Raw genomic sequence first — 21,961 nt, 5'->3', positions numbered from 1 at the left:
TTGCTGCCACCCGGTTCGACGATCGGTATCTTGGGCGGCGGCCAGCTCGGGCGCATGCTTGCGGTCGCGGCGGCACAGCTCGGCTACAAGGTCCATATCTATGCGCCCGACGCCGAAAGCGTCGCTGCCGAGGTTACCGCCCACCACAGCCAGGCCGCATGGGACGACGAGCCGCGCCTCGCCGCCTTTGCCGCAGCGTGCGACGTCGTCACCTATGAGTTCGAAAATGTACCCGTCGACACGGTGCGCTTCCTCTCGGGCCACGTGGCCGTGCGCCCCGGCGCCGCCGGGCTCGAAATCGCGCAGGACCGGCTGACCGAAAAGAATTTCGTCGCCGGGCTCGGCGGACGCCCCGCGCCTTTCGCGGCGGTGCCGGGCCGCGCATCGCTCGATACGGCGCTTGCCGAAATCGGTGCACCCGCGATCCTCAAGACAGTGCGCATGGGTTATGACGGCAAGGGGCAGGCGCGTATCATGACCCCCGCCGACGCCGACGCCGCGTGGGACGGCATCGACCGCCATGCCGCGGTGCTCGAAGGCTTCGTGACCTTCGCGCATGAATTCTCGGTCATCCTCGTGCGCGGGATCGATGGCGAGGTCCGTTTCTGGGATAGCTCCGTCAACATCCACGAAGGCGGCATCCTCGCAACCTCCAGCCTGCCGCCACCGCAAATCGTCGTCGACCAGCAGGACGAAGCGCGCGCGCTAATGGCGCGGATCGCCGAAGAGCTCGACTATGTCGGCGTTCTCACCGGCGAATTTTTCGCCACCGCCGATGGTCCTGTCTTCAACGAAATGGCGCCGCGCGTCCACAACAGCGGCCACTGGACGATCGAGGGTGCCGTCGCCAGCCAGTTCGCGAACCATATCCGCGCGGTCGCCGGGCTGCCGCTCGGCAGCACCGCAACGCGCGCGCTGCCCGTGACAATGCGCAACCTGATCGGCGGCGATATCGCGGACATCCCCGCACTGCTCGCCGACGAAAACTGCCACGTCCATCATTACAGCAAGACCGAGGTGCGCGAGGGGCGCAAGCTTGGTCACGCCACTTGGGTTGGAGCCGCTCCCGCATGAACCGTCCCGAAATCACGCTGATCCTCGCGCGCGCCGCCAACGGCGTGATCGGCGCTGACGGCAAGATGGCGTGGCACCTCCCCGCCGATCTTCGCCGCTTCAAGCAGCTCACCATGGGCCGGCCGATGATCATGGGGCGCAAGACTTTCGACAGCCTGCCCGCCATCCTCGAAGGCCGCCGCCACATCGTCCTCACGCGCGATCCCGACTGGCAGGACGAAGGCGCCGAGCCCGTGGCGACGATCGAGGAGGCGCTGAAGCTCGCGAATGCGCCGCATGTGATGGTGATCGGCGGCGCCGAAATCTATCGCCTCTTCCTGCCGCTCGCCGACCGCATCGAACTGACCGAGGTCGCGCTCGAGCCCAACGGCAACGCGGCGATCGACTATCCCGCCGCCGCCGACTGGCGCGAGATTGCGCGCGAAGATCATCCCGCCGACGACGCCGGCCGCCCCGCGTACAGTTTCGTCACGCTGACAAGGAAATAGGCCCATGCGTCGCTGGTTGATCGGCATATTGCTCGTTGTCGCGGTTGCCGCGCTCGCTTTCTTCACCCTTGCGCCCGGCATTCTCGAGCGCGGGATGAACAAGGTCGACGGCAAGCCGCTGCCGGCGGTCAGCGAACGAGCCAGGGCGCTTCACCAAACGCTGACGATCGTCGACCTGCACAGCGACACCCTTCTCTGGAAGCGGAACATTCTGGACCGCGCCGAGCGCGGGCATATGGACCTGCCGCGGCTCGAAGACGGCAACGTCGCGCTGCAAATCCTCGCCAGCACGACCAAATCGCCCAAGGGCCAGAATTACGACGCGAACGGCGCCGATACCGACAATATCACCGCGCTGGTGATCGCCCAGCTCCAGCCGATCCGTACCTGGAGCTCGCTGCTCGAACGCTCGCTGTGGCACGCTGAAAAGCTGCACCGCGCGGTCGCCGCATCGGCGGGCAAGCTGCGCGCGGTCGATACGCCAGAGGATATCGACACATTGCTCGCCGACCGCCGCAGCAAAGTGCCGCCCGTCGGCGCGATGCTCAGCATCGAGGGACTGCACGGCCTTGAAGGCAAGCTCGCGAACCTCGATAAGCTCTATGCCGCCGGCTTCCGCATGGCGGGGCTCACCCATTTCTTCGACAATGATCTCGCGGGATCGATGCACGGCCTCAAAAAGGGCGGGCTCACCCCGACCGGGCGGCAGGTTGTCGCGGCGATGGAAGCGAAGGGCATGATCGTCGACATCGCGCATTGCTCGAACGCCTGCGTCGCCGACATCCTTAAGATCGCGCGCCGCCCGGTCGTCTCCAGCCACGGCGGGGTGCAGGCGACGTGCAAGGTCAACCGCAACCTTTCAGACGAACAGATCAAGGGGGTCGCCGCGACCGGTGGGCTCATCGGCATCGGCTATTGGGACGCCGCGGTCTGCGACACCTCGCCCGCGAGCGTCGCAAAGGCGATGAAGCATGTCCGCGACCTCGTCGGCATCAATCACGTCGCGCTCGGCAGCGACTATGACGGCGCGACGACCGTGCGTTTCGACACGTCGAAGCTGGTGCAGGTAACGCAGGCACTGATCGACGCCGGTTTCAGCGACGACGAAGTCCGCGCCGCGATGGGCGGCAACGCGATCCGCGTGCTCAAGGCGGGGCTCGTGCCGCTCACCCCGCCAGCAGGCTGAGGGATGGCCTTGCTTCCCAAAACCGTTCGCCCTGAGCTTGGCGAAGCCTGTCCTGAGCGCCTGCAAGGCAGTCGAAGGGGGCCGTTCTTCCTTCTAGCGCCGTCGAAGAATAGAACAGTGCTTCGAAAAGCTCAGCACGAACGGGGAAAGAGCAATCGATGATCCGCCTCGACGGCCACGACCGTATCGAGGGCGATCTGCGCGGCGGCGTGATCGCACTCGGCAATTTCGACGGCTTCCACGCGGGACATCAAGCGGTCGTCGGCCGCGCGGTGCGCCACGCGCGCGACGAGGGCCGCCCAGCGATCGTCGCGACTTTCGACCCGCATCCGGTACGCTTTTTCAAACCCGACGTCCCGCCCTTCCGCCTCACGACACTCGCCCAGCGGCTCGAACTGTTCGCTGCGGCGGGTGCCGACGCGATGCTCGTTCTGCCCTTCGATGCGACGCTTGCCGCAACGACGGCCGAGGATTTCATCACCGGGCTGTTGCTCGATCGTTACGGTGCTGCGGGCGTCGTCACGGGCGCCGACTTCGTCTTTGGCAAGGGCCGCGGCGGCAATGTTGTCACCCTGGCCGATCATGCCCGCCGCCTTGGCTTCTTCACCGAAATGGTCGCGCCCTTGGGCGATAGCGCAGAGGTAATCTCGTCAAGCCGCATCCGTGAAGCATTGCAGGTGGGCGACTGCGCCGCCGCGACGCGCCTGCTCACCCGGCCGTTCACCGTGCGCAATGTCGTGCAGCATGGGGACAAGAACGGCCGCCTGCTCGGCTTCCCGACCGCAAACCTCGAAATGGGCCAATATCTGCGCCCGCGTTACGGCATCTATGCCGTCACTGGCCGGCTGCCCGACGGCTGCGTTCTGAAGGGCGCCGCGAACCTCGGCATTCGCCCAAGCTTCGATCCGCCCAAGGAATTGCTCGAACCGCATTTCTTCGACTTCGCCGAAGATCTTTACGGCCAGGAAATCGACGTCGCCTTCCACGCCTTCATCCGGCCCGAGGCGAAGTTCGACAATATGGACGCCTTAATGGTTCAAATCGCTGTGGATTGTGACGCGGCAAAGGCGCTACTGGCGGACATCTGACCCTCGCCGCGAGAGGGGCGACAAGGGGGAATGATGACCGACAGCGACGATTGGGCATCAGCCCTCGAAGGCCCGCCGAAAAAGCCGATGAAGCGCCGCACGAAGATTCTGCTATGGGTCTTTGCCGCGATCGTCGCCTGGTTCACTCTCTCGAACGCCAGTTTCCTCGCCCCCGACCCCGCGGGCAAACCAAAGCTCATCGCGCACCGCGGCGTCTATCATCTCTATGACAAGCGCGCCGCGGCGGGCCGCGACACCTGCACCGCCGCGCACGCGCTCCCGCCAAGCCACGACGTGTTCGAAAACACCCCCGAATCGATGCGCTGGGCAGTCGGGCTCGGCGCGGCGATGGTCGAGGTCGACGTCGCGCCGACGAAGGACGGGCGCATGGTCCTTTTCCACGACTGGACCGTCGACTGCCGAACCGACGGCAAGGGCGAGACGCGCGACCTGACGCTGGCCGAGTTGAAAGCGCTCGACATCGGCTATGGTTATACCGCCGACGGCGGCCAGACCTTCCCGCTGCGCGGCAAGGGTGTCGGCAAGATGCCGACGGTCGAGGAAGGCCTCGCCGCGCTGCCCGTCCACCCGATCCTCTTCAACTTCAAGTCGAACTACGCCGCCGAGGCCGAGCAGCTTTTTACGATCCTGAAGGCCGCGGGCCGCGACAGCCGGAATATCGGCGATGCCTTCTATGGCGGCGAACGCCCCGTGAAGCGGATGCGGCAGTTGCTGCCCGCCAATTGGTCATTCGACCTGAAAGACGGCGCGAAAGCCTGCACCAAAGATTATGTCACCTATGGCTGGACAGGTATCGTCCCCGAAAGCTGCCGGAACGGCGTGATCGCGATCCCGATCAACTATCAATGGGCCTTTTGGGGCTGGCCCGACCGGCTGATCGCACGGATGGACAGCGTCGGCGCGCGCGTCATCGTGCTCGGCCCGCATGAAAGCGGCAAGTCGAACGAGGGTCTCACGACACCGCAACAACTCGCGAAAGTGCCCGCCAGCTTCAACGGCTATATCTGGGTCGAAGATATCCGCGAGGTAGGGCCGGCACTGCGTCCGCGGCAGAAATAGCCCCGCTCCTCTGAGGTTTGGGTCAGATTGGACCCAATTGTTCCCCGGCGAAAGCCGGGGCCCAGTATGACGGGTCATGTTGAAACAAGGCTACGTCTATATCCTCACCAACAAGCGCAACGGCACGCTCTACATCGGCGTGACCAGCAACCTGCCGCAACGCATCTGGCAACACCTCACAGGAACGGTCGAAGGCTTTGCCAAAACATACGGCCTCCGCACGCTCGTCTGGTTCGAACATTTCGACGACCTTCAGGACGCGCGCCGCCGCGAACTTCAGATGAAAGGATGGAAGCGCGCATGGAAGATCGAGCTGATCGAAACGCTAAATCCTGACTGGCGTGATCTGTCTGCAAATCTTGTTTGACGCCGCATGGGCCCCGGCTTTCGCCGGGGAACAGAAAATGCGCTTACCCCTTCATGTTCCCCGGCGAAGGCCGGGGCCCACGCGCCACAAACCGACTTCGAAAGGGAGCAACCACTTAAAAGGTGAAAATCTCCTTTTGTTACGCTAAGCGCCGCGACCATGACTGACACGCCCTCCATCGCAGAACAGCGCGACTATCGCGACACCGTCTTCCTGCCCAAGACCGACTTTCCGATGAAAGCCGGCCTGCCGCAGAAGGAACCGCTGATTCTGGCCAAATGGATCGAGGGCAATCTGGAAGGGCAGATCCGCGAAAGCCGCAAGGGCCGCGACCAGTTCATCCTCCACGACGGCCCGCCCTATGCCAATGGCGACATGCATATCGGCCATGCGCTCAACCATATCTTGAAGGACATGGTCGTCCGCACGCAAACGCTGAAGGGCAAGGACGCGCCCTACGTCCCCGGCTGGGACTGCCACGGTCTGCCGATCGAGTGGAAGGTCGAGGAGCAATATCGCAAGAAAAAGCTCAACAAGGACGAGGTTCCGGTCGAGGAGTTCCGCGCCGAATGCCGCGCCTATGCGCAGCATTGGGTCGACACCCAGCGCGAACAGCTCAAGCGCCTCGGCATCGGCGGCGACTGGGATCATCCGTATCTGACGATGGATTATGAGGCCGAGGCCACGATCGTGCGCGAACTGCTGAAGTTCGCCGCGAACGACATGCTCTATCGCGGAGCCAAGCCGGTGATGTGGTCGCCGGTCGAAAAGACCGCGCTCGCCGAAGCCGAAGTCGAATATGAGGATATCGTCTCGACGCAGATCGACGTCGCGTTCGAGATCGTCGAAAGCCCGATCAAGGAACTGGTCGGCGCCTATGCCGTCATCTGGACGACCACGCCGTGGACGATCCCAGTCAATCAGGCTTTGGCCTATGGGCCGGAAGTAGAATATGTTCTGGTCGGCGAACATGGTGGCGCCAAATATCTTGTGGCGAAACCGCTCCTACTCTCGGGCGCACTTTACAGCCGATTCTTGAACCAAGATTCGACCGAGATTTTTTGGCAGGGCAAAGGCACCGACCTCGCCGGCACCATCGCCCGCCACCCGATGCACGCGCTCGGCGACTTCTTCGCGCGCCCGCGTCCCTTCCTCGCGGGCGATTTCGTCACCACCGACAGCGGCACCGGGCTCGTCCATATGTCGCCCGACCATGGCGAAGATGACTTCGACCTGTGCAAGGCGAACGGCATCGACCCCGTTTTCGCGGTCGAGGGCGACGGCAAATATCGCGCCGACTGGGGCTGGCTCGGCGGTCAGGGGTCGGTAATCAACCCCAAGTTCAACGCCCCCGACGGCCCGATCTGCACCGACCTGCGCGAGGCCGGCGCGCTGCTCGCCGCCAGCGCCGATTACAAGCACAGCTATCCGCATAGCTGGCGCTCGAAAGCCAAGGTCATCTATCGCTGCACGCCGCAATGGTTCGTGCCGATGGACAAGGTCATGACACATATCGAGCCCAAGACCCCGCGCGAAAAGCGCTGGGAGAATGAGGGCGGCGCGCTCAACCCGCACGAGGAAGATCTCTGCGACGCGCCGACGCTGCGTCAGGCGGCGATGCAGGCGATCGACGACACGCGTTTCGTCCCCGCAAAGGGCCGCAACCGCATCGGATCGATGGTCGAGGGCCGCCCCGACTGGGTGCTCAGCCGCCAGCGCGCGTGGGGCGTGCCGATCACGCTCTTCGTCGATCGCAAGACCGGGCAATATCTGAACGACCCCGCCGTCAACGACCGCATCGTCGCGGCGGTGAAGGCGGGCGGCGTCGACGCGTGGAACGACGCGCGCGCGCAGGAATATCTCGGCGATCAATATGACGCCGCGAACTACGAACGCATCGTCGACATTCTCGACGTCTGGTTCGACTCGGGCTGCACCCACGCCTTCGTTCTGGAAAGCGGCCGCTGGCCCGCGCTCGTCCGCCACGACGGCGGCACGCACAGCGCCGACCTCTATCTGGAGGGCAGCGACCAGCATCGCGGCTGGTTCCAGTCGTCGCTGCTCGAAAGCTGCGGCACGCGCGGCCAGGCGCCGTACAAGGCGGTGCTGACGCACGGCTTCACGATGGACAGCAAGGGTTTCAAACAGTCGAAGTCGCTCGGCAACACGACCGATCCCGTCAAGGTGATGGAAACCAACGGCGCCGACATCATCCGGCTGTGGGCACTCAGCGTCGACTTCACCGAGGACCATCGCATCGGCGACGAGATACTGAAAGGCGTTGCCGACCAGTATCGCAAGCTGCGCAACACCTTCCGCTACCTGCTCGGCGCGCTCGACGGGTTCAGCGAAGAGGAACGCATCACCGACGTCGCGGCGATGCCCGAGCTTGAGCGCTATATGCTCTCGCTGCTGGCCGACCTCGACGCCAAGATGCATCGGGCGGTCGATGATTTCGACTTCAACGGCTACACGCGCCTGCTCGCCGATTTCTGCAACGAGGATCTGTCGGCCTTCTATTTCGACATCCGCAAGGACGTCCTCTATTGCGACCTCGGCCCTGCAGCACCGCTCGGCACCGACACGCGCCGCGCCTATCGCAGCGTGCTCGACATCCTGTTCCACGCGCTCGTCCGCTACGCGACCCCGGTGCTGGTGTTCACGGCCGAGGAAGTGTGGGGTACGCGCTATCCCGAAGCCGGTTCGGTCCATTTGCTCGAATGGCCGAGCGTCGACGCCGCATGGAACGACGCCGCGCTCGCGACCAAATGGGCGGGCGTCCGCACCCAGCGCGAGGCCGTGACCGAGGCGATCGAGCCCTATCGCCGCGAAAAGACGATCCGTTCGAGCCTTGAGGCCGAAGTCACGATCCCCGATCCGACGCTCGATCCCGCGGCGCTCGAGGAAATCTTCATCGTGTCGGTCGCACGCGCCGGGGACGAACTCGCGGTCACCCGCACCGAAAACCACAAATGCGGCCGCTGCTGGCGCCACCTGCCCGAGGTGACCGAGGACGGCGCCTTGTGCAATCGCTGCGACACGGTATTGACCGCGGCATGAGCAGAACCCGTTCCCCCTATCTGCGCTTCGGCCTGATTTTCGCCGCCGTCGCCTTCATCCTCGACCAGATCACCAAATGGGTCGTGACGGTGCCGCTGTCGCTGGAACCCAAGGGGCAGATTGAAATCACCAGCTTCTTCAACCTGACCTGGGCGGAAAATTGCGGGATTTCGCTGTCGATGTTCGCCAGTTGCACCGACACGACGCGCTGGACGCTCGTCGCGGTGACGGGGATCGTCGCCGCCGCAGTCGCCTTCTGGATGACGCGCGAGCAGGCGAAGGGCGATGTGATCGCGCTCGCGATGATCCTCGGCGGCGCGCTCGGCAATATCGTCGACCGCGTGCGTTTCGGCTATGTCGTCGACTTCGCCGACCTGCACATCGGCGATTTCCGTCCCTTCATGATCTTCAACGTCGCCGATGCGTGCATCACGCTCGGCGTGCTTTTGCTGGTTGCGCGCGCGCTGCTCTTGGGCGAAAAGGCCGCGAACACGGACGGTCAGCCGTCCGCCGATTAACGGGGCGCATTGGGAGTATAGTAAAGTGAACCGGACCACCGCCATCTTGGCCGCCTCGATCCTCGCCACGACGCTGTCGGCCTGTGGGTCGAACAGCCTGTTCAGCCGCGACCGCCCCGACGAAATGATGGTGTCGCGTCAGGCGCCGCTCGTCGTGCCGCCCGATTTCGCGCTGACCCCGCCGGCGCCTGGCACCGCGCGCCCCGGCGGCGAATCGACCGCCGAACAAACGCTCCGCGCCCTCTTCGGCGGCCCGTCGCAGCGTAGCGCAAGCGAAACGCAGATCATCGGCAGCGCCGACGGCGCACGTTCCGACCCCGGCATCCGCAGCCAGATCGGCAGCCCCGACACGCAGGTTGTCGACAAGGGCCTCGTCGTCCGTGACATCCTCGCCGCGCCCGAAGGCGACGGCCGCGACGCATCGGCGGCAATCCCGACCAGCTAGGCGGCGCTTCGGCTCAAAAGAGCCACGCCAGAAACGCCACCGCAATCAGGCTTTCGATCATCGCCCGCGAGGCATGACCGAAGGCCTTGAGCGCGCCCGCGCGCAAATGCTGGCGGAACCATAATATCTGCAAGGTTCCGAACCACAGCAGCGCGAACAGATAAAGCCCCGCGCCTGTCAGCACCGACCATGTATGCGCAAGGCGGATCAGCACCTCGGACAATCCGCTCATCAAAGCGAGCGGCGCCGCGACATAGCATTGCGCGTAAAAGGGCCCGCGCAGCGTCTCGCGGTCGAGCGGTTTGCGTTTCGCGCGCAGCAGCCGCGCCGCGAGCACCAGCGGAAACAGGCTAAAGGTCGCGGTGCGCAGCAGAATCAGGCTCGAATCGTCGCTGATAAGTGCGCTGAGGCCCACCTTGCTTCCGATTTCCTCCGCCTGCCCAACGAGCGACAGCTCGATTCCGTGCCCGATGATCAGGGTCAACAGCAGGAACAGCGGCGGCGCGAGCGTGTCGGTATATTGCTTGTCCTCGGCATCATGCTGCTCGAGATCCGAATAATCCATCATCTTCAGCGGCCGCACCAGCGTGCGCCACAAAGTGACCGGGTAAAAGATCAGCCACGACATCACCTCGTACAGCAACTCGTCGAGCGACTTTAAGAGGTTGAAGAAGTTCATGCCGACGCCTCTGCGCGGCGGCGTCCCTCGGCGAGCCACAGGGCAAAGCTGCGCACTGTCGTCGGGCGCCCTTCTTCCCACGCCGGCCATGCCCGCCAGTCGTAGCCCCGCTGCTGGCAAAAGCGTTCAAGCCAGTCCTGCGGCTCCTCGGGATCGATCGGAAGACTGTTCAGAAAATCGTCGTCGGGGTGCGGCGTCGCCGGCGACCAATAGTCGGCGAACTCCTCCCACAAATATCGCGCAATATCAGGATCGGAGACCTCCGTGACGGCCGACAGGAATTCAGCCTCGCTGAGATTGGGCCGCGACGCCGCGAGCTTCGCAGCCTGGCTTCGCCAACGGCGCGCCAATATCGCCCATAACAGCAGGAACAGTCCGACGCAGCCAGCGGCGAACCACCAGCCGCTCAAGCCCGCACGCCTGCTTCCTCGACGCCCGCGCTATTGTGTCGCAGCGCTTTCAGCACGGTATCGACGATCTGTGGCGCGTTGAGCCCTGCCTCGTCATATTGCAGCTCGGGTTTGTCCTGATCCTGAAAAACGTCGGGCAAGCGCATCGTCCGCAGCTTCAGCCCCGCGTCGATCAACCCCTCGTCGCTCGCCAGCGTCAGCACATGCGCGCCGAGCCCGCCGACGCTATTCTCCTCGATCGTCACGCAGACTTCATGGCCGCTAAGCGTCTTGCGGATCAGTTCCTCGTCGAGCGGCTTGGCGAACCGCAGGTCGATCACGCTCGTCGACAGCCCGCGCGCTTCCAGCGTATCGGCCGCTTTCAGCGCCTCCGCCAAACGCGTGCCGAGCGACAGGATCGCGACGGTCTTGCCCGAACGCACGACGCGCCCCTTGCCGATCTCGAGCTTCTGCGGAACCGTCGGCAATGCCACCCCGGTGCCGTTGCCGCGCGGATAACGAAAGGCGATCGGCCCATCGTCATATTCGGCGGCGGTATAGGTCATATGGACCAGTTCGGCCTCGTCAGCCGCCGCCATCACGACGAAATTGGGGAGCGTCGCCAGATAGGTGACGTCGAACGACCCCGCGTGCGTCGATCCATCAGCGCCGACGAGCCCCGCGCGGTCGATCGCAAAGCGCACCGGCAAATTCTGGATCGCGACATCATGCACGACCTGATCATAGGCGCGCTGGAGGAAGGTCGAATAAATCGCCGCGAACGGACGCATCCCCTGCGCGGCAAGCCCCGCCGCAAACGTCACCGCATGCTGCTCGGCAATCCCGACGTCGAACGTCCGGTCGGGATGCGCCTTGGCGAATTTGTCGACGCCCGTCCCCGACGGCATGGCCGCCGTGATCGCGACGATGCGCTTGTCGGTCTCGGCGAGTTTCGCCAGCGTCTCGCCAAAGACATTCTGATACGCTGGCGGTCCCGGCGGCGCCTTCGCCTGTTCGCCGGTGATCACATCGAATTTCTGCACGCCATGATATTTGTCGGCGGCGGCTTCGGCGGGGGCATAGCCCTTGCCCTTCACCGTCACCGCATGGATCAGCACCGGGCCATGGTCGCTGTCGCGCACATTCTCCAGCACCGGGATCAGATGCTCCAGATTATGCCCGTCGATCGGCCCGACATAATAAAAGCCCAGCTCTTCAAAGAGCGTCCCGCCCATCGCCATGCCGCGCGCATATTCGTCGGTCTTCTTCGCCGCCTTGTGCAGCGGTTCGGGCAGCTTGCGCGCAAAGCGCCGCGCAATCTCGCGCAGCTCGATGAACGGCCGCGACGACACGAGTTTCGCCAGATAGGCCGAGAGCCCGCCGACGGGCGGCGCGATCGACATGTCATTGTCATTGAGGATCACGATCAGCCGGTTGCCCGCCGCGGCGGCATTGTTCATCGCCTCATAGGCCATGCCCGCCGACATCGACCCGTCGCCGATCACCGCGATCGCGCGCCCGGGCTCGTCCTTCAGCTTGTTCGCGATCGCAAAGCCCAGCGCCGCGCTGATCGAGGTCGACGAATGCGCCGCACCGAACGGGTCATACTCGCTCTCGCTGCGCTTGGTGAAACCGCTGAGGCCGCCGCCGGTGCGAAGGGTGCGAATCCGGTCGCGGCGCCCCGTAATGATCTTGTGCGGATAGCATTGATGCCCGACGTCCCACACGATCTTGTCGCGCGGCGTGTCGAACACATAATGGAGCGCGGTCGTCAGCTCGACGACGCCAAGTCCCGAGCCGAGATGACCCCCGGTGGTGCCCACGGCCGAGATCATCTCGGCGCGCAGCTCGTCAGCGAACTGGCGGAGGTCTTCGGGCTTCAGCTTGCGGAGGTCAGCGGGGACATCCACCGTGTCGAGCAGCGGCGTATGCGGACGATCAGTCATCGCGCCGTCATACTGCCAAGCGGATGGGGTGTCGAACGAAAAGGGATCAGTCGCCAGCGCCCCCTTCGCTCACTTCCTCGCTCTCTTTCTCGCGGCCCTTTGCCGCATCGACCTGCGCATAAAGCCCGCGCACCATCAGGTCGGTGAACACCAGCATCACCCCGACCATGCCGAGGAACAATGCGACCGCGACGGCGGGGAGCGGTCCGACGCTGTCGACGCCCTCCTTCTTCATCGCGGCCGCAAGCACCGCCGCGGCGGCCATGAAGGCATAGCCGATCAAGCGGGGAATGCGGCTCATGACGCTGCGCCCGCTCGGGAACCAATGGCGATGTGGGGGAATATGAAAGCGATGAAGGCGCGCTGGTGCATGAAAGTCACATGCGGCCAAATGCATCCTTCGGCAAGACGAAGCCGTTGCAACGGCAGAATGTTTACTTACACCCCCGTAAAGAGGGGCAAGACCATAGGATGTTTAAGCGGATGACCATGCCCGATTTGACCCAGCTCTTCCGCATCACCCGCCCAGCGCACCTCCTCCCGCTCCTCGCCGCCTTCGCTTTCGCCGCGCCCGCCGCTGCTGAAGACGCACCATTGCCCTACGAAATCACCGTCACCACCCCCGACACCGGCCTCGCGACCGGGATCGACGACGAACCCGCGCGCTTCCTCCAGAACACCGATATCGACGAGAATATCCTGCTTCCCGGCGCGCGCACCGACGATGACGAGGGCGAGCGCAAATGGTCGCGCGATTATTTCGCGGTTGCCGCGGGCGTGCTCAACACGCCCGACTATAATGGCTCGGACGACCGCCGCTTCCTGCCCGCCTTTTACCTGCGCGGGCGGATCAGCGGCTTTTCCTTTTCGACGCGCGGCACCAATCTCCAGGTCGACCTGATCCGCCACCGCCGGGGGCAAAAGGTTGACTGGAAATTCGGCCCGATCGTCAGCCTGCGCGGCGATCGCACCGGCAGCGTCAAGGATCCGCAGGTCGACCTGCTCCCCGACCGCAAGATGGCGATCGAGGCCGGCTTCTTCACGGGCGTCACCAAGACCGGCGTGGTCACCAGCGCCTACGACCAGATCGGCTTTCGCCTGGTTGCCACCAAGGATGTTTCGGGCCGCCACGGCAGTTGGGCCGCGTCGCCGACGATCGACTACGGCACTCCGCTTTCGAAACGCGCCTATATCGGTGTGTCGGCGTCGGTGAATTTCTACGGCAAGGGGTTCGGCCGCTATTATTACGACATCGACCCCGTCGGCAGCGCCGCGAGCGGTCTTCCGGTCTATTCGCGCGCGGGGACCAAGGCGACCGCGGGCAAATATACGCTCGGTATGGCGGGCGCCTATGCGCTCTCGGGCGACCTTCGCAAAGGCTTCGTCTTGATCGGCGGCGCCCAATATGGCCGCCTCATCTCACGCTTCGCCGACTCGCCGATCGTGAAGGACGCGGGCAGCGTCGACCAATGGCTTTTCGGCGGCGGGCTGGCGTACCAGTTCTGACGGTTTTCGACCGGTTGCGGACCTCCCCACCCTCGTCACCCCGGACTTGATCCGGGGTCCCGCTTGAGGCCGAAGTCAGTGAGCGCGTCAAAAAGCGGGATCCCGGATCAAGCCCGGGATGACGAAGTGGGGTGACGCAACGTCCGCTCCCCACCCCCAACCCGCCACTCCGCAACCCGGCTTCGGATGCGCCTCGGCACCCGATCACATATGCGCGGTGACCGCAGGCGGGTTCCACCAATTATTGCCCGCTCCATCCATATGTGTCACCGGCAACGCTGCCATCTCGGCAGGGGTCAGATCGTCGAGGCATGCGATCGACACCGAATAATAAGCGCCGCCGATCTCCTCGACATAGCCATGGCCGAACGACGACACGCCGCACGTCTTGCAGAAGACATGATGCGCGCTCCCCGATCCGAACACATATTCCTCCAGCGCCGCGGGATCGGTCAGCAGGCGAAAGGCGTCGGGCTTGATCTGCGCGCTCCAGTTCCGCTTCTTGGTGCAGATCGAGCAATTGCATTTGCCCGTTCCTGCCTCGAGGTCGATATCGGCCTCGAACTTGACGGCGCCGCAGTGGCACGAACCATGGTGGGTCTTCAGCATCCTAAAATCCTCCGGTCTGACGGGCGCCGCAGGCCGGCGCCTCTCACCCGAGGAGGATTAGCCCACCCCCCTGACAGATCATGTCAGGAGGCGGCGTCATATCCGTTCCGTCGCCACCAATCGGCCATCAGCACCGCCCGCCGTCGCCCGAAACCCTCGTCGCCGATCCGCGCCGCGCCGATCCGGTCGATGCGGAAACTGCGAAAGTCCTGTCGCAGCAGGCACCAGGCGGCGATGACCTGCTTATCCTCGAAATAGGCGAGCGCCGCGGGCCAGATCGCACGCTCGCTCGCCATGCCCTTCTCGTCGGCATAATCGATGTGCAGCGTCTTTTCCGCCCGCATCGCCGCGCGCACGGTTGCGAGCAGCGGCGCATTGCTCTCGCGCCAGCGGCTGTTCACCGGCCACAGCCCCGACTCGTCGATCCGCTGCTTGAGTTCGTCGGGACTCGCTGCCGCGATCTTCGCAAGCGCCAGCCCTGCCGCGCGCGACAGCGATCCGTCCTGCCGCCCCTCGACCCAGCGCGCGCCGAGCACCAGCGCCTCCAGTTCATCGGCAGTGAACATCAGCGGCGGCAGGAAAAAGCCGGGGCGCAGCATATAGCCGACCCCCGCCTCGCCCTCGATCGGCGCGCCCAGCGCGATCAGCGCCTGGATATCGCGATACAGCGTGCGCACCGACACGCCCTGCTCCTCCGCCAGCGCCTCGGCGGTCACCGGCCGCCGCCGCCGGCGCAAGCCGTCGATGATCGCAAAGAGCCGCCCCGTCTTGTCCGCCATGATGCTCCGCTTCGCTCAGTGCCGTCGATAGGTCCAGCGACGCGCCTTCGCCCCGTCGATCGCCGAAATCGTCGCGGTCAGCGTGTCGCCGGTGCGGGCATAGGCGATGCGCTGCGGATAATCATGCGCGGCATTCTCAAAGGTCGCGCTCGCCCCCTCCAGCCGGACCAGCCGGAACGCCACCGGTGCCCCGCCCTGCGGCATCGCGATATAGGCGAGCGCGCCATCCGCGCCGCGCGCGATGCGGATGAACTCAAACTCGCGCAGCATGTCGCCGCGCCCCGACCGGCTGTACCCGATCATCATCCCGCCGCGCGGCGGTGCCCAGCTTTCCTCGGTCCAGCGCCCGTCCGCATCGCTCACCCAGTCGCCCGCGAGCCAGCCGAGATCCTCGACGCGCGCCGCGGGGCTCGCCGCGACGAGCAACAGCGCCAAAGCCGCCGCGATCATCCGCATGAATTTCTCCCTCTCCGCCCTTTACCATCGTCCCATCGCCATCATCAATGGACAGCGCCGCCACCGCCCCCTATAACCCGCACCATCCCCGGGGAGCCGCGTCTGTGATGGCCGGTTGAGAGCGGAATATACCGCGACCCGTTGAACCTGATCCGGTTAATACCGGCGGAGGGAGGGTCGGTATTCCATACGCGGAATCCCCGTCTTCGCTCCGATAACAACGGAGCGACTGCACATGGCCGACATCGATTCCCGCCTCGACAAGGGCGCCGCAACCCCCATCGGCGTCACCACCGGGCCCATTCGCGGCAGCCGCAAGATCCACGTCGCGACGCAGACCGGCAGCGGCATCCGCGTCGCGATGCGCGAGATCGACCTCGACCCGCATTCGGGCGAGCCCCCCGTCCGCGTCTATGACACCAGCGGCCCCTACACCGACGCCAACGCCACCATCGACATCAACGCCGGCCTCCCCGAAATTCGCGCGGAGTGGATCCGCGGCCGCGGCGACGTCGAGGAAGTCACCCAGCGCGAGGTCAAGCCCGAGGACAACGGCCAGCTCGGCCCCGACCGCAGCGGCGGCGTCCCCGCTTTCCCGAACGTCCGCCGCAAAGTGCTCCGCGCGAAAGCGGGCCAGAACGTCAGCCAGATGCACTACGCCCGCCGCGGCATCATCACCCCCGAGATGGAATATGTCGCCGAGCGCGAGAATCTCGGCCGCGCGCGCCTCGCCGAATATAAGCGCGACGGCGAAAGCTGGGGCGCGAGCATCCCCGACTATGTCACGCCCGAATTCGTCCGCGATGAAGTCGCCCGCGGCCGCGCGATCATCCCCAGCAACATCAACCACCCCGAGAGCGAGCCGATGGCGATCGGCCGCAATTTCCTCGTCAAGATCAACGCCAATATCGGCAACAGCGCGGTCGCATCCGACGTCGCGGCCGAGGTCGACAAGATGGTCTGGTCGATCCGCTGGGGCGCCGACACCGTCATGGACCTGTCGACCGGCCGCAACATCCACGACACGCGCGAATGGATCATCCGCAACTCGCCCGTCCCGATCGGCACCGTCCCCATCTATCAGGCGCTCGAGAAAGTCGGCGGCGTCGCCGAGGATCTGACCTGGGAGATTTTCGCCGACACGCTGATCGAACAGGCCGAGCAGGGCGTAGACTATTTCACCATCCACGCCGGCGTCCGCCTGCCGTATGTCCCGCTCGCCGCAAAGCGCATGACCGGTATCGTGTCGCGCGGCGGCAGCATCATGGCGAAATGGTGCCTCGCGCATCACAAGGAAAGCTTCCTCTACGAACGCTTCGACGAGATTACCGAGATCATGAAGGCGTATGACGTCGCCTACAGCCTCGGCGACGGCCTCCGCCCCGGCAGCATCTATGACGCGAACGACGAGGCGCAGTTTGCCGAGCTCTACACGCTGGGCGAACTCACCAAGCGCGCCTGGGCACAGGATGTGCAGGTGATGATCGAGGGGCCGGGCCATGTCCCGATGCACAAGATCAAGGAGAATATGGAAAAGCAGCTCGAAGCCTGCGGCGAGGCGCCCTTCTATACCTTGGGGCCGCTCACCACCGACATCGCGCCGGGCTATGACCATATCACCAGCGGCATCGGCGCCGCGCAGATCGGCTGGTACGGCACCGCGATGCTTTGCTACGTCACGCCCAAGGAGCATCTCGGCCTGCCCGACCGCGACGATGTGAAGGTCGGCGTCGTCACCTACAAGCTCGCCGCGCACGCCGCCGACCTCGCCAAGGGCCACCCCGCCGCGCAGGTCCGCGACGACGCGCTATCGAAAGCGCGCTTCGAATTCCGCTGGCGCGACCAGTTCAACCTGAGCCTCGACCCCGACACGGCGGAGCAGTACCACGACCAGACCCTCCCGGCCGAGGGCGCCAAGTCGGCGCATTTCTGCAGCATGTGCGGCCCCAAATTCTGCTCGATGAAGATCAGCCAGGAAGTCCGCGACTTCGCGAAGCTGCAAAATCAGGACAGCGCAGGCTTTATCGCCGCCGAAGAGGCCGAAAAGGGCATGGCGAAAATGAGCGAGGTTTATGAAGAAACCGGGCGCGAGCTGTATATGGGCGCGGGTGGGCGGGAGCATGACTAGACGACATGCAAGTCTTGTCTAGTATACCAAGGAAATTTCCCTAAGCTGAGAAAATGGAAGAAGCACATTTCAAGCGGGCGATCCTGCATCTAGCCGATCTCGGTGATACCGACATTCTGCCGCCTTTGTTTGAATTTCAATTTTTCAAGGAAGCCGCTGATCCGATAGTAAAAAAGCTATCGTCATTTTCAGCGGCTTCTTACAACCCCGTAGGCGCGTTTGAGGTCCTCAGTCCAAAAACGCAGACATCCTTCCGGATCGCGCATCAACTGCATTCTACGGACGCTCTTCTTTTTACCGCCGCCGCGATTGAGGTTGCTGAAGCGATCGATGAAGCTCGTCTTGGGCCGGAACAGGGGGCATTCTCTTATCGATTTGACAACGACCCTACTTCATCAAGCCTCTTCACTGACACGTGCTCGTATCACGACTGGCTAATTTCTATTGCCGAACTATGCGAGCCTGACGAAGCGTTTTCAAATGAACCGCTTGTACTAGAAACTGATATTTCCGACTTTTACGGAAGAATATATTTTCATCGCATTGAGCATGTGCTCGACGATATTGAGGCCGCCAGCCCTCCTCGTAAAATTATTGAAAATGTTATCAAAAATTCACGGGCGCGTCAGTCTTATGGCCTTCCCGTTGGCGGAGCGGCATCTCGGATTATCGCTGAAGGCGTCTTGATTGACGTCGACAATATGCTGCGGCGAGAAGGCTTTAAGTTCACGCGGTTTGTCGACGACTTCCGCATCATCGTTGAGAGCCCGGCGCAGGCTCACACCGCCCTTTGCCGATTAGCCGAGCACCTGATGCTAACCGAAGGCCTGTCTCTTAACGCCGCGAAGACCCGTATCTTGCCTGCGTCATCTGTAAAGGACGAAATTGACAATAGCTTTTCTGAGGTTTTCACTAACGAAGAGAGAAACGGGCTAGATCGATACCTAAAAGCGATTTACGATTCAGAAGACGTCGCCGAAACAATCGCTGACGAAATTGACGTACCCATCCTAATCGAAAAGATAAGCAAAGTTCTAAAGCTAGATAAGATTGAATACACTTCAATTAAACTTATATTGAAAGCATTAAGAGCAAACACCGTAGAAGATATTGAGTCTTTTATATCAAGGTTTTCCGAACTTCTCTATTTTGCCCCAAGAGATTTTTGCATGGTGCTTGGATCTCAGGCCCAGCAAAATCCCAATAATGCCGAACTGATTGCTGAAAAGCTGCTTTCCATTGTCGGCCATTCTCCGTTCAAAGATATGGCCTTGGTAAGAATTTGGGTCAATCACCTGTTCGTGTCGGGCGCCCTACCGATCACGGATGCCCGAATGACTCAACTGGAGTTCGGGAACACTCAGATCGAGCGCAGGCAGAATATTTTGCTGCGCGGGCGCTTGAAAGATCGAGCTTTTTTTCGTGAGGCGAAAACTCGATTTGGAGATTTGAGCGAGTGGGAGAAGCCGGCGATGATGCTTGGCGCATCTTGCCTAGCAGCGAGCGAGTACGAGACGTGGCTTGGTTTCTGCAAAGGAAAATCGACCAACATTATATTCGATGAATACATTTCATGGCTAAAGGCAAATAGATCAAATTTGCTAGAGAAGTTGGATCAAAGCTTTGTGGTAAAATCCCGCAGGCAGCGCATAGCAGAGCTCTTTGCCGACATTGACATTACAAGCCTCCTTGGAAGCCTTTCGGGAAAAAAATCGGCAGAATGATCGCCAAAAGAGAAGAAACATTGTATCGGTTCACCCTGTCGGCCAGTCATTTTGTCCACCGCAACTGGCGCTTCACTGATCTTCTTACCGCCGACCACATGATAGCCAATATATAGGGGGACATTCCGCCTCGCCCCCACACCATGCTACACTCCCACCCATGCGCGCCCGGAACCCCCTCTATGTCATGGCCAAGCCGCCGCCGGAGGTGCAGGCGGCGATCGCCGCGTTGCCGCGTAACGACCGCGGACGCGGCCCCGAGCTGCTCCATGTCACGCTCATCTCGCTCTACGACCTCCACTATGCGCCGCCCGAGTGGCTGCCCGCGACCATCGCCGCGCTGGACAGCTTCGCCGCGGCGCCCTTCGCGCTCCGCTTCGACCGGATCGAGAACCGCAAGGCGGTGACTTTGCGCACGCGCGATCCGCTGGCCGGGGCGCGGGCGTTCCAGAAGGTGCTGGTGAACCATCTGCTGCGCGAAAAGGCGCCGATCATGGACGGCACCACCCCCGAACCGCATATCACGATCAACTATCGCGGCGACCGGCTGGGCAGTGAGACGCTGGGCAAAAAGACGCCGCCGATCGGCTGGACGGTGGACGAGATCATCCTGATGGAAAGCATCGTCGGCAAGACGACCCATGTCGAACATGGCCGCTGGCCGCTGTGTGGGGATGCGGGCTAAATGATTGGGATCAGGAGCGCGGCGCGGATGCCACTATCCTGAATTCGTCATCCCGGACTCGATCCGGGATCCATCGCAGCGCTGAAGTCATGGCCCCCGGATCAAGTCCGGGGTGACGATAAATCGCGTCAGGTACGCCGGACCGCCCGATCCTATTTCGCGCCGCGCGGGCCAGAAACCCCTTTCCTATAATGTGCACATCTGCTCCACTCTGTCCGACGCTGCGGCAACGCCATTTTTTGGCGTCCGCTCCGTTTCCGCCGCCGCCCCTGTCCCGCCTGTCATCACGTCCGATACCGCATCGCCAATGGGCTGAACTTTCCTGAACTTTGGCTGGCAACCGACCCTCGAAGGCACCGCAATGTCCCACGCCTCGAACATCGTCCATTGCACCGGTCCCGGCGATCCGCACGCGCTCGACGGCATTTCGCGCCGCCACCGCAGCGGCGACCTCGACACGCTGTGCCCGGTCTGCGCCGGTTACGGCCAGTGGAACACCCAGATCGACCTGGTCAGCCACCGCTCGATCCGTCACGCCTGCCCCAAATGCGACGGGCGCGGGTGGATCGAGACCGGCGACGACATGGTCCCTTCGCACGACATCGAGCGGAGCGAAGCCGGGCATCCGGTCTGGACGATACGGCTCGACCCCTCCGACGACCGCGAATAGGCAAGCGCGAACCGCACGCGGCTCGACTTGGCGGCGCGGCGCCGATAGGCTGGCGGTCTCTGGCGATATTGGGAGAGCGGCGATGCGTGGACAGGCTTGGCTGACGATGGTTGCGGTGCTGGCGCTCGCCGGATGCGGCAAGGCGGAGGCGCCCGCACAGGCACCGGAGGGCGCACCCGAAAAATCGGTGCTCGCCGAAGGACCCAAGGCCAAGGTCGACACGATCGCCGCGGCCGACATACCCCCCGGCGTCCGCGATGCCGTGCTCGCCCGGGTACCCGGCATGAAAATCGCCGAGACCGAGCGCAAGGAGCGTGACGGCAAGATCTTCTACGATGTCGAGGGGACGCGCCCCGACGGCAGCCCGGTCGAGCTCGACCTGATCGAAGAGGCGGGGAAATATCGCGTCGTGGAGATGCAGCGCGACATCGCCTGGGCCGACGCGCCCGCCCCGGTGCGCGCCGCCGCGGGCGCCGCCGCCGATGCCTTCGCCCCCGCGCGCGTGATCGAAAGCACGCAGGAGGACGGGACGGTCGTCTATGAACTCTTCGCGCCGGGCAAGGCCGACGAACCCGCCGCCGAGGTGAACTGGAAGGGCGGCAAGGCGGTGCTGCGTAGCGAACGCAACGAATATTGATGACCGGCCCCGCCCCCACCGGACCCGACGCCGGCGCCACCTTCTACCACGGCACGCGCGCCGACCTTGCGGTCGGCGACCTGCTTGGCGTCGGCTGGGGCAGCAATTATCAGGCCGCGCCGATGTCGTGGATCTATTTCTCGGCCGCACTCGAGTCGGCGATCTGGGGCTGCGAGCTGGCGGCCGGAGAAGGGCGCGAGCGCATCTATGTCGTCGAACCCACCGGCGACTGGTTCGACGATCCCAACCTCACCGACAAGAAATTCCCCGGCAACCCGACGCGCAGCTATCGCAGCCGGTCGCCGCTTCGCATCGTCGGCGAAGTCGAAAGCTGGACCCCGCATGCGCCCGACGTGCTCGCGGCGATGAAGGCCAATCTGGCGCGGTTGCAGGCGGAGGGCGCGCCGATCATCGACTAGCGGCTTGCCAAAAGGGCGCTACAAATGT

23 protein-coding genes and 1 riboswitch are annotated in these 21,961 nt (G+C 63.6%); of the genes, 16 read left to right on the top strand and 7 right to left on the bottom strand.

Annotated elements, in window-relative coordinates; all coding sequences use genetic code 11:
- The 9 genes from KEC45_RS20400 (at position 1) to KEC45_RS20360 (ending at position 9,306) form a co-directional block, all read left to right on the top strand.
- Positions 1-1,074, top strand: a complete 1,074-nt coding sequence (locus tag KEC45_RS20400; RefSeq protein ID WP_083435994.1) for a 5-(carboxyamino)imidazole ribonucleotide synthase — start codon at positions 1-3, stop codon at positions 1,072-1,074.
- Positions 1,071-1,562, top strand: coding sequence for a dihydrofolate reductase (locus tag KEC45_RS20395; protein WP_062185847.1), 492 nt, complete (start codon positions 1,071-1,073; stop codon positions 1,560-1,562). The genes KEC45_RS20400 and KEC45_RS20395 overlap by 4 nt, the downstream gene beginning before the upstream one ends.
- A gap of 4 nt (positions 1,563-1,566) precedes the next feature.
- Positions 1,567-2,748 carry a dipeptidase gene (locus KEC45_RS20390; protein WP_062185848.1) on the top strand — a complete coding sequence of 394 codons (1,182 nt, stop codon included), beginning with the start codon at positions 1,567-1,569 and terminating at the stop codon, positions 2,746-2,748.
- A gap of 158 nt (positions 2,749-2,906) precedes the next feature.
- Complete coding sequence (locus KEC45_RS20385; protein ID WP_062185850.1) at positions 2,907-3,836, top strand: bifunctional riboflavin kinase/FAD synthetase; 930 nt, start codon at positions 2,907-2,909, stop codon at positions 3,834-3,836.
- 33 nt (positions 3,837-3,869) lie between these two features.
- Positions 3,870-4,916 (top strand): glycerophosphodiester phosphodiesterase family protein, encoded by a 1,047-nt coding sequence (locus KEC45_RS20380; protein WP_193749222.1) that lies wholly within the window; start codon positions 3,870-3,872, stop codon positions 4,914-4,916.
- A gap of 76 nt (positions 4,917-4,992) precedes the next feature.
- Positions 4,993-5,283, top strand: coding sequence for a GIY-YIG nuclease family protein (locus KEC45_RS20375; protein ID WP_062185854.1), 291 nt, complete (start codon positions 4,993-4,995; stop codon positions 5,281-5,283).
- A 159-nt stretch (positions 5,284-5,442) separates the two neighbouring features.
- On the top strand, positions 5,443-8,343 hold the full coding sequence (gene ileS / locus KEC45_RS20370; protein ID WP_238586779.1) for an isoleucine--tRNA ligase: 2,901 nt from the start codon (positions 5,443-5,445) through the stop codon (positions 8,341-8,343).
- Positions 8,340-8,861, top strand: a complete 522-nt coding sequence (gene lspA / locus KEC45_RS20365) for a signal peptidase II (protein WP_062185856.1) — start codon at positions 8,340-8,342, stop codon at positions 8,859-8,861. Before ileS ends, lspA begins: the two co-directional genes overlap by 4 nt.
- Before the next feature lie 25 nt (positions 8,862-8,886).
- Positions 8,887-9,306, top strand: coding sequence for a DUF3035 domain-containing protein (locus KEC45_RS20360; RefSeq protein ID WP_062185858.1), 420 nt, complete (start codon positions 8,887-8,889; stop codon positions 9,304-9,306).
- 13 nt (positions 9,307-9,319) lie between these two features.
- On the opposite strand, the gene KEC45_RS20355 is transcribed toward KEC45_RS20360, so the two are convergent.
- From KEC45_RS20355 to KEC45_RS20340, 4 genes are read right to left on the bottom strand one after another with little or no spacing between them, the layout of a single operon-like run.
- Positions 9,320-9,985 (bottom strand): hypothetical protein, encoded by a 666-nt coding sequence (locus tag KEC45_RS20355; RefSeq protein ID WP_062185861.1) that lies wholly within the window; start codon positions 9,983-9,985, stop codon positions 9,320-9,322.
- On the bottom strand, positions 9,982-10,395 hold the full coding sequence (locus tag KEC45_RS20350) for a hypothetical protein (RefSeq protein WP_062185863.1): 414 nt from the start codon (positions 10,393-10,395) through the stop codon (positions 9,982-9,984). Before KEC45_RS20350 ends, KEC45_RS20355 begins: the two co-directional genes overlap by 4 nt.
- A complete protein-coding gene (gene dxs / locus KEC45_RS20345) occupies positions 10,392-12,320 on the bottom strand; it encodes a 1-deoxy-D-xylulose-5-phosphate synthase (protein ID WP_062185865.1) in 1,929 nt (642 codons plus the stop codon). The genes KEC45_RS20350 and dxs overlap by 4 nt, the downstream gene beginning before the upstream one ends.
- A 46-nt stretch (positions 12,321-12,366) precedes the next feature.
- On the bottom strand, positions 12,367-12,621 hold the full coding sequence (locus KEC45_RS20340; RefSeq protein ID WP_062185867.1) for a hypothetical protein: 255 nt from the start codon (positions 12,619-12,621) through the stop codon (positions 12,367-12,369).
- Between the two features lie 188 nt (positions 12,622-12,809).
- Between KEC45_RS20340 and KEC45_RS20335 the strand changes: the two genes are divergently transcribed.
- Positions 12,810-13,826: a MipA/OmpV family protein gene (locus KEC45_RS20335; protein WP_193749224.1), complete on the top strand. Its 1,017-nt coding sequence runs from the start codon at positions 12,810-12,812 to the stop codon at positions 13,824-13,826.
- A 204-nt stretch (positions 13,827-14,030) separates the two neighbouring features.
- On the opposite strand, the gene KEC45_RS20330 is transcribed toward KEC45_RS20335, so the two are convergent.
- From KEC45_RS20330 to KEC45_RS20320, 3 genes are all read right to left on the bottom strand, one after another.
- Positions 14,031-14,435, bottom strand: coding sequence for a GFA family protein (locus tag KEC45_RS20330; RefSeq protein ID WP_062185871.1), 405 nt, complete (start codon positions 14,433-14,435; stop codon positions 14,031-14,033).
- A gap of 83 nt (positions 14,436-14,518) precedes the next feature.
- Positions 14,519-15,214 carry a YafY family protein gene (locus KEC45_RS20325; protein ID WP_062185873.1) on the bottom strand — a complete coding sequence of 232 codons (696 nt, stop codon included), beginning with the start codon at positions 15,212-15,214 and terminating at the stop codon, positions 14,519-14,521.
- 15 nt (positions 15,215-15,229) lie between these two features.
- Positions 15,230-15,670, bottom strand: a complete 441-nt coding sequence (locus tag KEC45_RS20320) for a DUF6265 family protein (protein WP_062185876.1) — start codon at positions 15,668-15,670, stop codon at positions 15,230-15,232.
- Between the two features lie 79 nt (positions 15,671-15,749).
- A riboswitch (TPP riboswitch) is annotated at positions 15,750-15,861 on the top strand.
- A 44-nt stretch (positions 15,862-15,905) separates the two neighbouring features.
- Between KEC45_RS20320 and thiC the strand changes: the two genes are divergently transcribed.
- From thiC to arr, 6 genes are all read left to right on the top strand, one after another.
- On the top strand, positions 15,906-17,798 hold the full coding sequence (gene thiC / locus KEC45_RS20315) for a phosphomethylpyrimidine synthase ThiC (protein WP_062185878.1): 1,893 nt from the start codon (positions 15,906-15,908) through the stop codon (positions 17,796-17,798).
- Positions 17,799-17,851: 53 nt separating this feature from the next.
- The gene (locus tag KEC45_RS20310; protein ID WP_252171266.1) at positions 17,852-19,522 is read left to right on the top strand and encodes an RNA-directed DNA polymerase; all 1,671 of its coding nucleotides are present in this window, start codon (positions 17,852-17,854) and stop codon (positions 19,520-19,522) included.
- A gap of 187 nt (positions 19,523-19,709) precedes the next feature.
- Positions 19,710-20,207, top strand: coding sequence for a 2'-5' RNA ligase family protein (locus KEC45_RS20305; protein WP_252171265.1), 498 nt, complete (start codon positions 19,710-19,712; stop codon positions 20,205-20,207).
- A 361-nt stretch (positions 20,208-20,568) separates the two neighbouring features.
- Entirely contained in the window at positions 20,569-20,877 is a 309-nt protein-coding gene (locus KEC45_RS20300; protein WP_062185884.1) for a hypothetical protein, read from the top strand.
- A gap of 82 nt (positions 20,878-20,959) precedes the next feature.
- Complete coding sequence (locus tag KEC45_RS20295; protein WP_202966831.1) at positions 20,960-21,514, top strand: hypothetical protein; 555 nt, start codon at positions 20,960-20,962, stop codon at positions 21,512-21,514.
- A complete protein-coding gene (gene arr, locus KEC45_RS20290) occupies positions 21,514-21,933 on the top strand; it encodes an NAD(+)--rifampin ADP-ribosyltransferase (protein WP_062185886.1) in 420 nt (139 codons plus the stop codon). The genes KEC45_RS20295 and arr overlap by 1 nt, the downstream gene beginning before the upstream one ends.
- Positions 21,934-21,961 lie beyond the last annotated feature (28 nt).

This window comes from Sphingopyxis sp. USTB-05 (genome assembly GCF_023822045.1).
In the GTDB taxonomy this organism is placed as follows: Bacteria; Pseudomonadota; Alphaproteobacteria; order Sphingomonadales; family Sphingomonadaceae; genus Sphingopyxis.
Note: the sequence above shows the minus strand (reverse complement) of the source record. Positions and strands in the feature narration are given on the sequence as shown.

Bases quoted from the DNA above. Each gene is read 5' to 3' on its own strand.
- KEC45_RS20395 (WP_062185847.1), top strand. From the start codon at position 1,071: ATGAACCGTCCCGAAATCACGCTGATCCTCGCGCGCGCCGCCAACGGC.
- KEC45_RS20390 (WP_062185848.1), top strand. From the start codon at position 1,567: ATGCGTCGCTGGTTGATCGGCATATTGCTCGTTGTCGCGGTTGCCGCG.
- KEC45_RS20385 (WP_062185850.1), top strand. From the start codon at position 2,907: ATGATCCGCCTCGACGGCCACGACCGTATCGAGGGCGATCTGCGCGGC.
- KEC45_RS20380 (WP_193749222.1), top strand. From the start codon at position 3,870: ATGACCGACAGCGACGATTGGGCATCAGCCCTCGAAGGCCCGCCGAAA.
- KEC45_RS20375 (WP_062185854.1), top strand. From the start codon at position 4,993: ATGTTGAAACAAGGCTACGTCTATATCCTCACCAACAAGCGCAACGGC.
- ileS (WP_238586779.1), top strand. From the start codon at position 5,443: ATGACTGACACGCCCTCCATCGCAGAACAGCGCGACTATCGCGACACC.
- lspA (WP_062185856.1), top strand. From the start codon at position 8,340: ATGAGCAGAACCCGTTCCCCCTATCTGCGCTTCGGCCTGATTTTCGCC.
- KEC45_RS20355 (WP_062185861.1), bottom strand. From the start codon at position 9,985: ATGAACTTCTTCAACCTCTTAAAGTCGCTCGACGAGTTGCTGTACGAG.
- dxs (WP_062185865.1), bottom strand. From the start codon at position 12,320: ATGACTGATCGTCCGCATACGCCGCTGCTCGACACGGTGGATGTCCCC.
- KEC45_RS20340 (WP_062185867.1), bottom strand. From the start codon at position 12,621: ATGAGCCGCATTCCCCGCTTGATCGGCTATGCCTTCATGGCCGCCGCG.
- KEC45_RS20335 (WP_193749224.1), top strand. From the start codon at position 12,810: ATGCCCGATTTGACCCAGCTCTTCCGCATCACCCGCCCAGCGCACCTC.
- KEC45_RS20330 (WP_062185871.1), bottom strand. From the start codon at position 14,435: ATGCTGAAGACCCACCATGGTTCGTGCCACTGCGGCGCCGTCAAGTTC.
- KEC45_RS20325 (WP_062185873.1), bottom strand. From the start codon at position 15,214: ATGGCGGACAAGACGGGGCGGCTCTTTGCGATCATCGACGGCTTGCGC.
- KEC45_RS20320 (WP_062185876.1), bottom strand. From the start codon at position 15,670: ATGCGGATGATCGCGGCGGCTTTGGCGCTGTTGCTCGTCGCGGCGAGC.
- thiC (WP_062185878.1), top strand. From the start codon at position 15,906: ATGGCCGACATCGATTCCCGCCTCGACAAGGGCGCCGCAACCCCCATC.
- KEC45_RS20310 (WP_252171266.1), top strand. From the start codon at position 17,852: ATGGAAGAAGCACATTTCAAGCGGGCGATCCTGCATCTAGCCGATCTC.
- KEC45_RS20305 (WP_252171265.1), top strand. From the start codon at position 19,710: ATGGCCAAGCCGCCGCCGGAGGTGCAGGCGGCGATCGCCGCGTTGCCG.
- KEC45_RS20300 (WP_062185884.1), top strand. From the start codon at position 20,569: ATGTCCCACGCCTCGAACATCGTCCATTGCACCGGTCCCGGCGATCCG.
- KEC45_RS20295 (WP_202966831.1), top strand. From the start codon at position 20,960: ATGCGTGGACAGGCTTGGCTGACGATGGTTGCGGTGCTGGCGCTCGCC.
- arr (WP_062185886.1), top strand. From the start codon at position 21,514: ATGACCGGCCCCGCCCCCACCGGACCCGACGCCGGCGCCACCTTCTAC.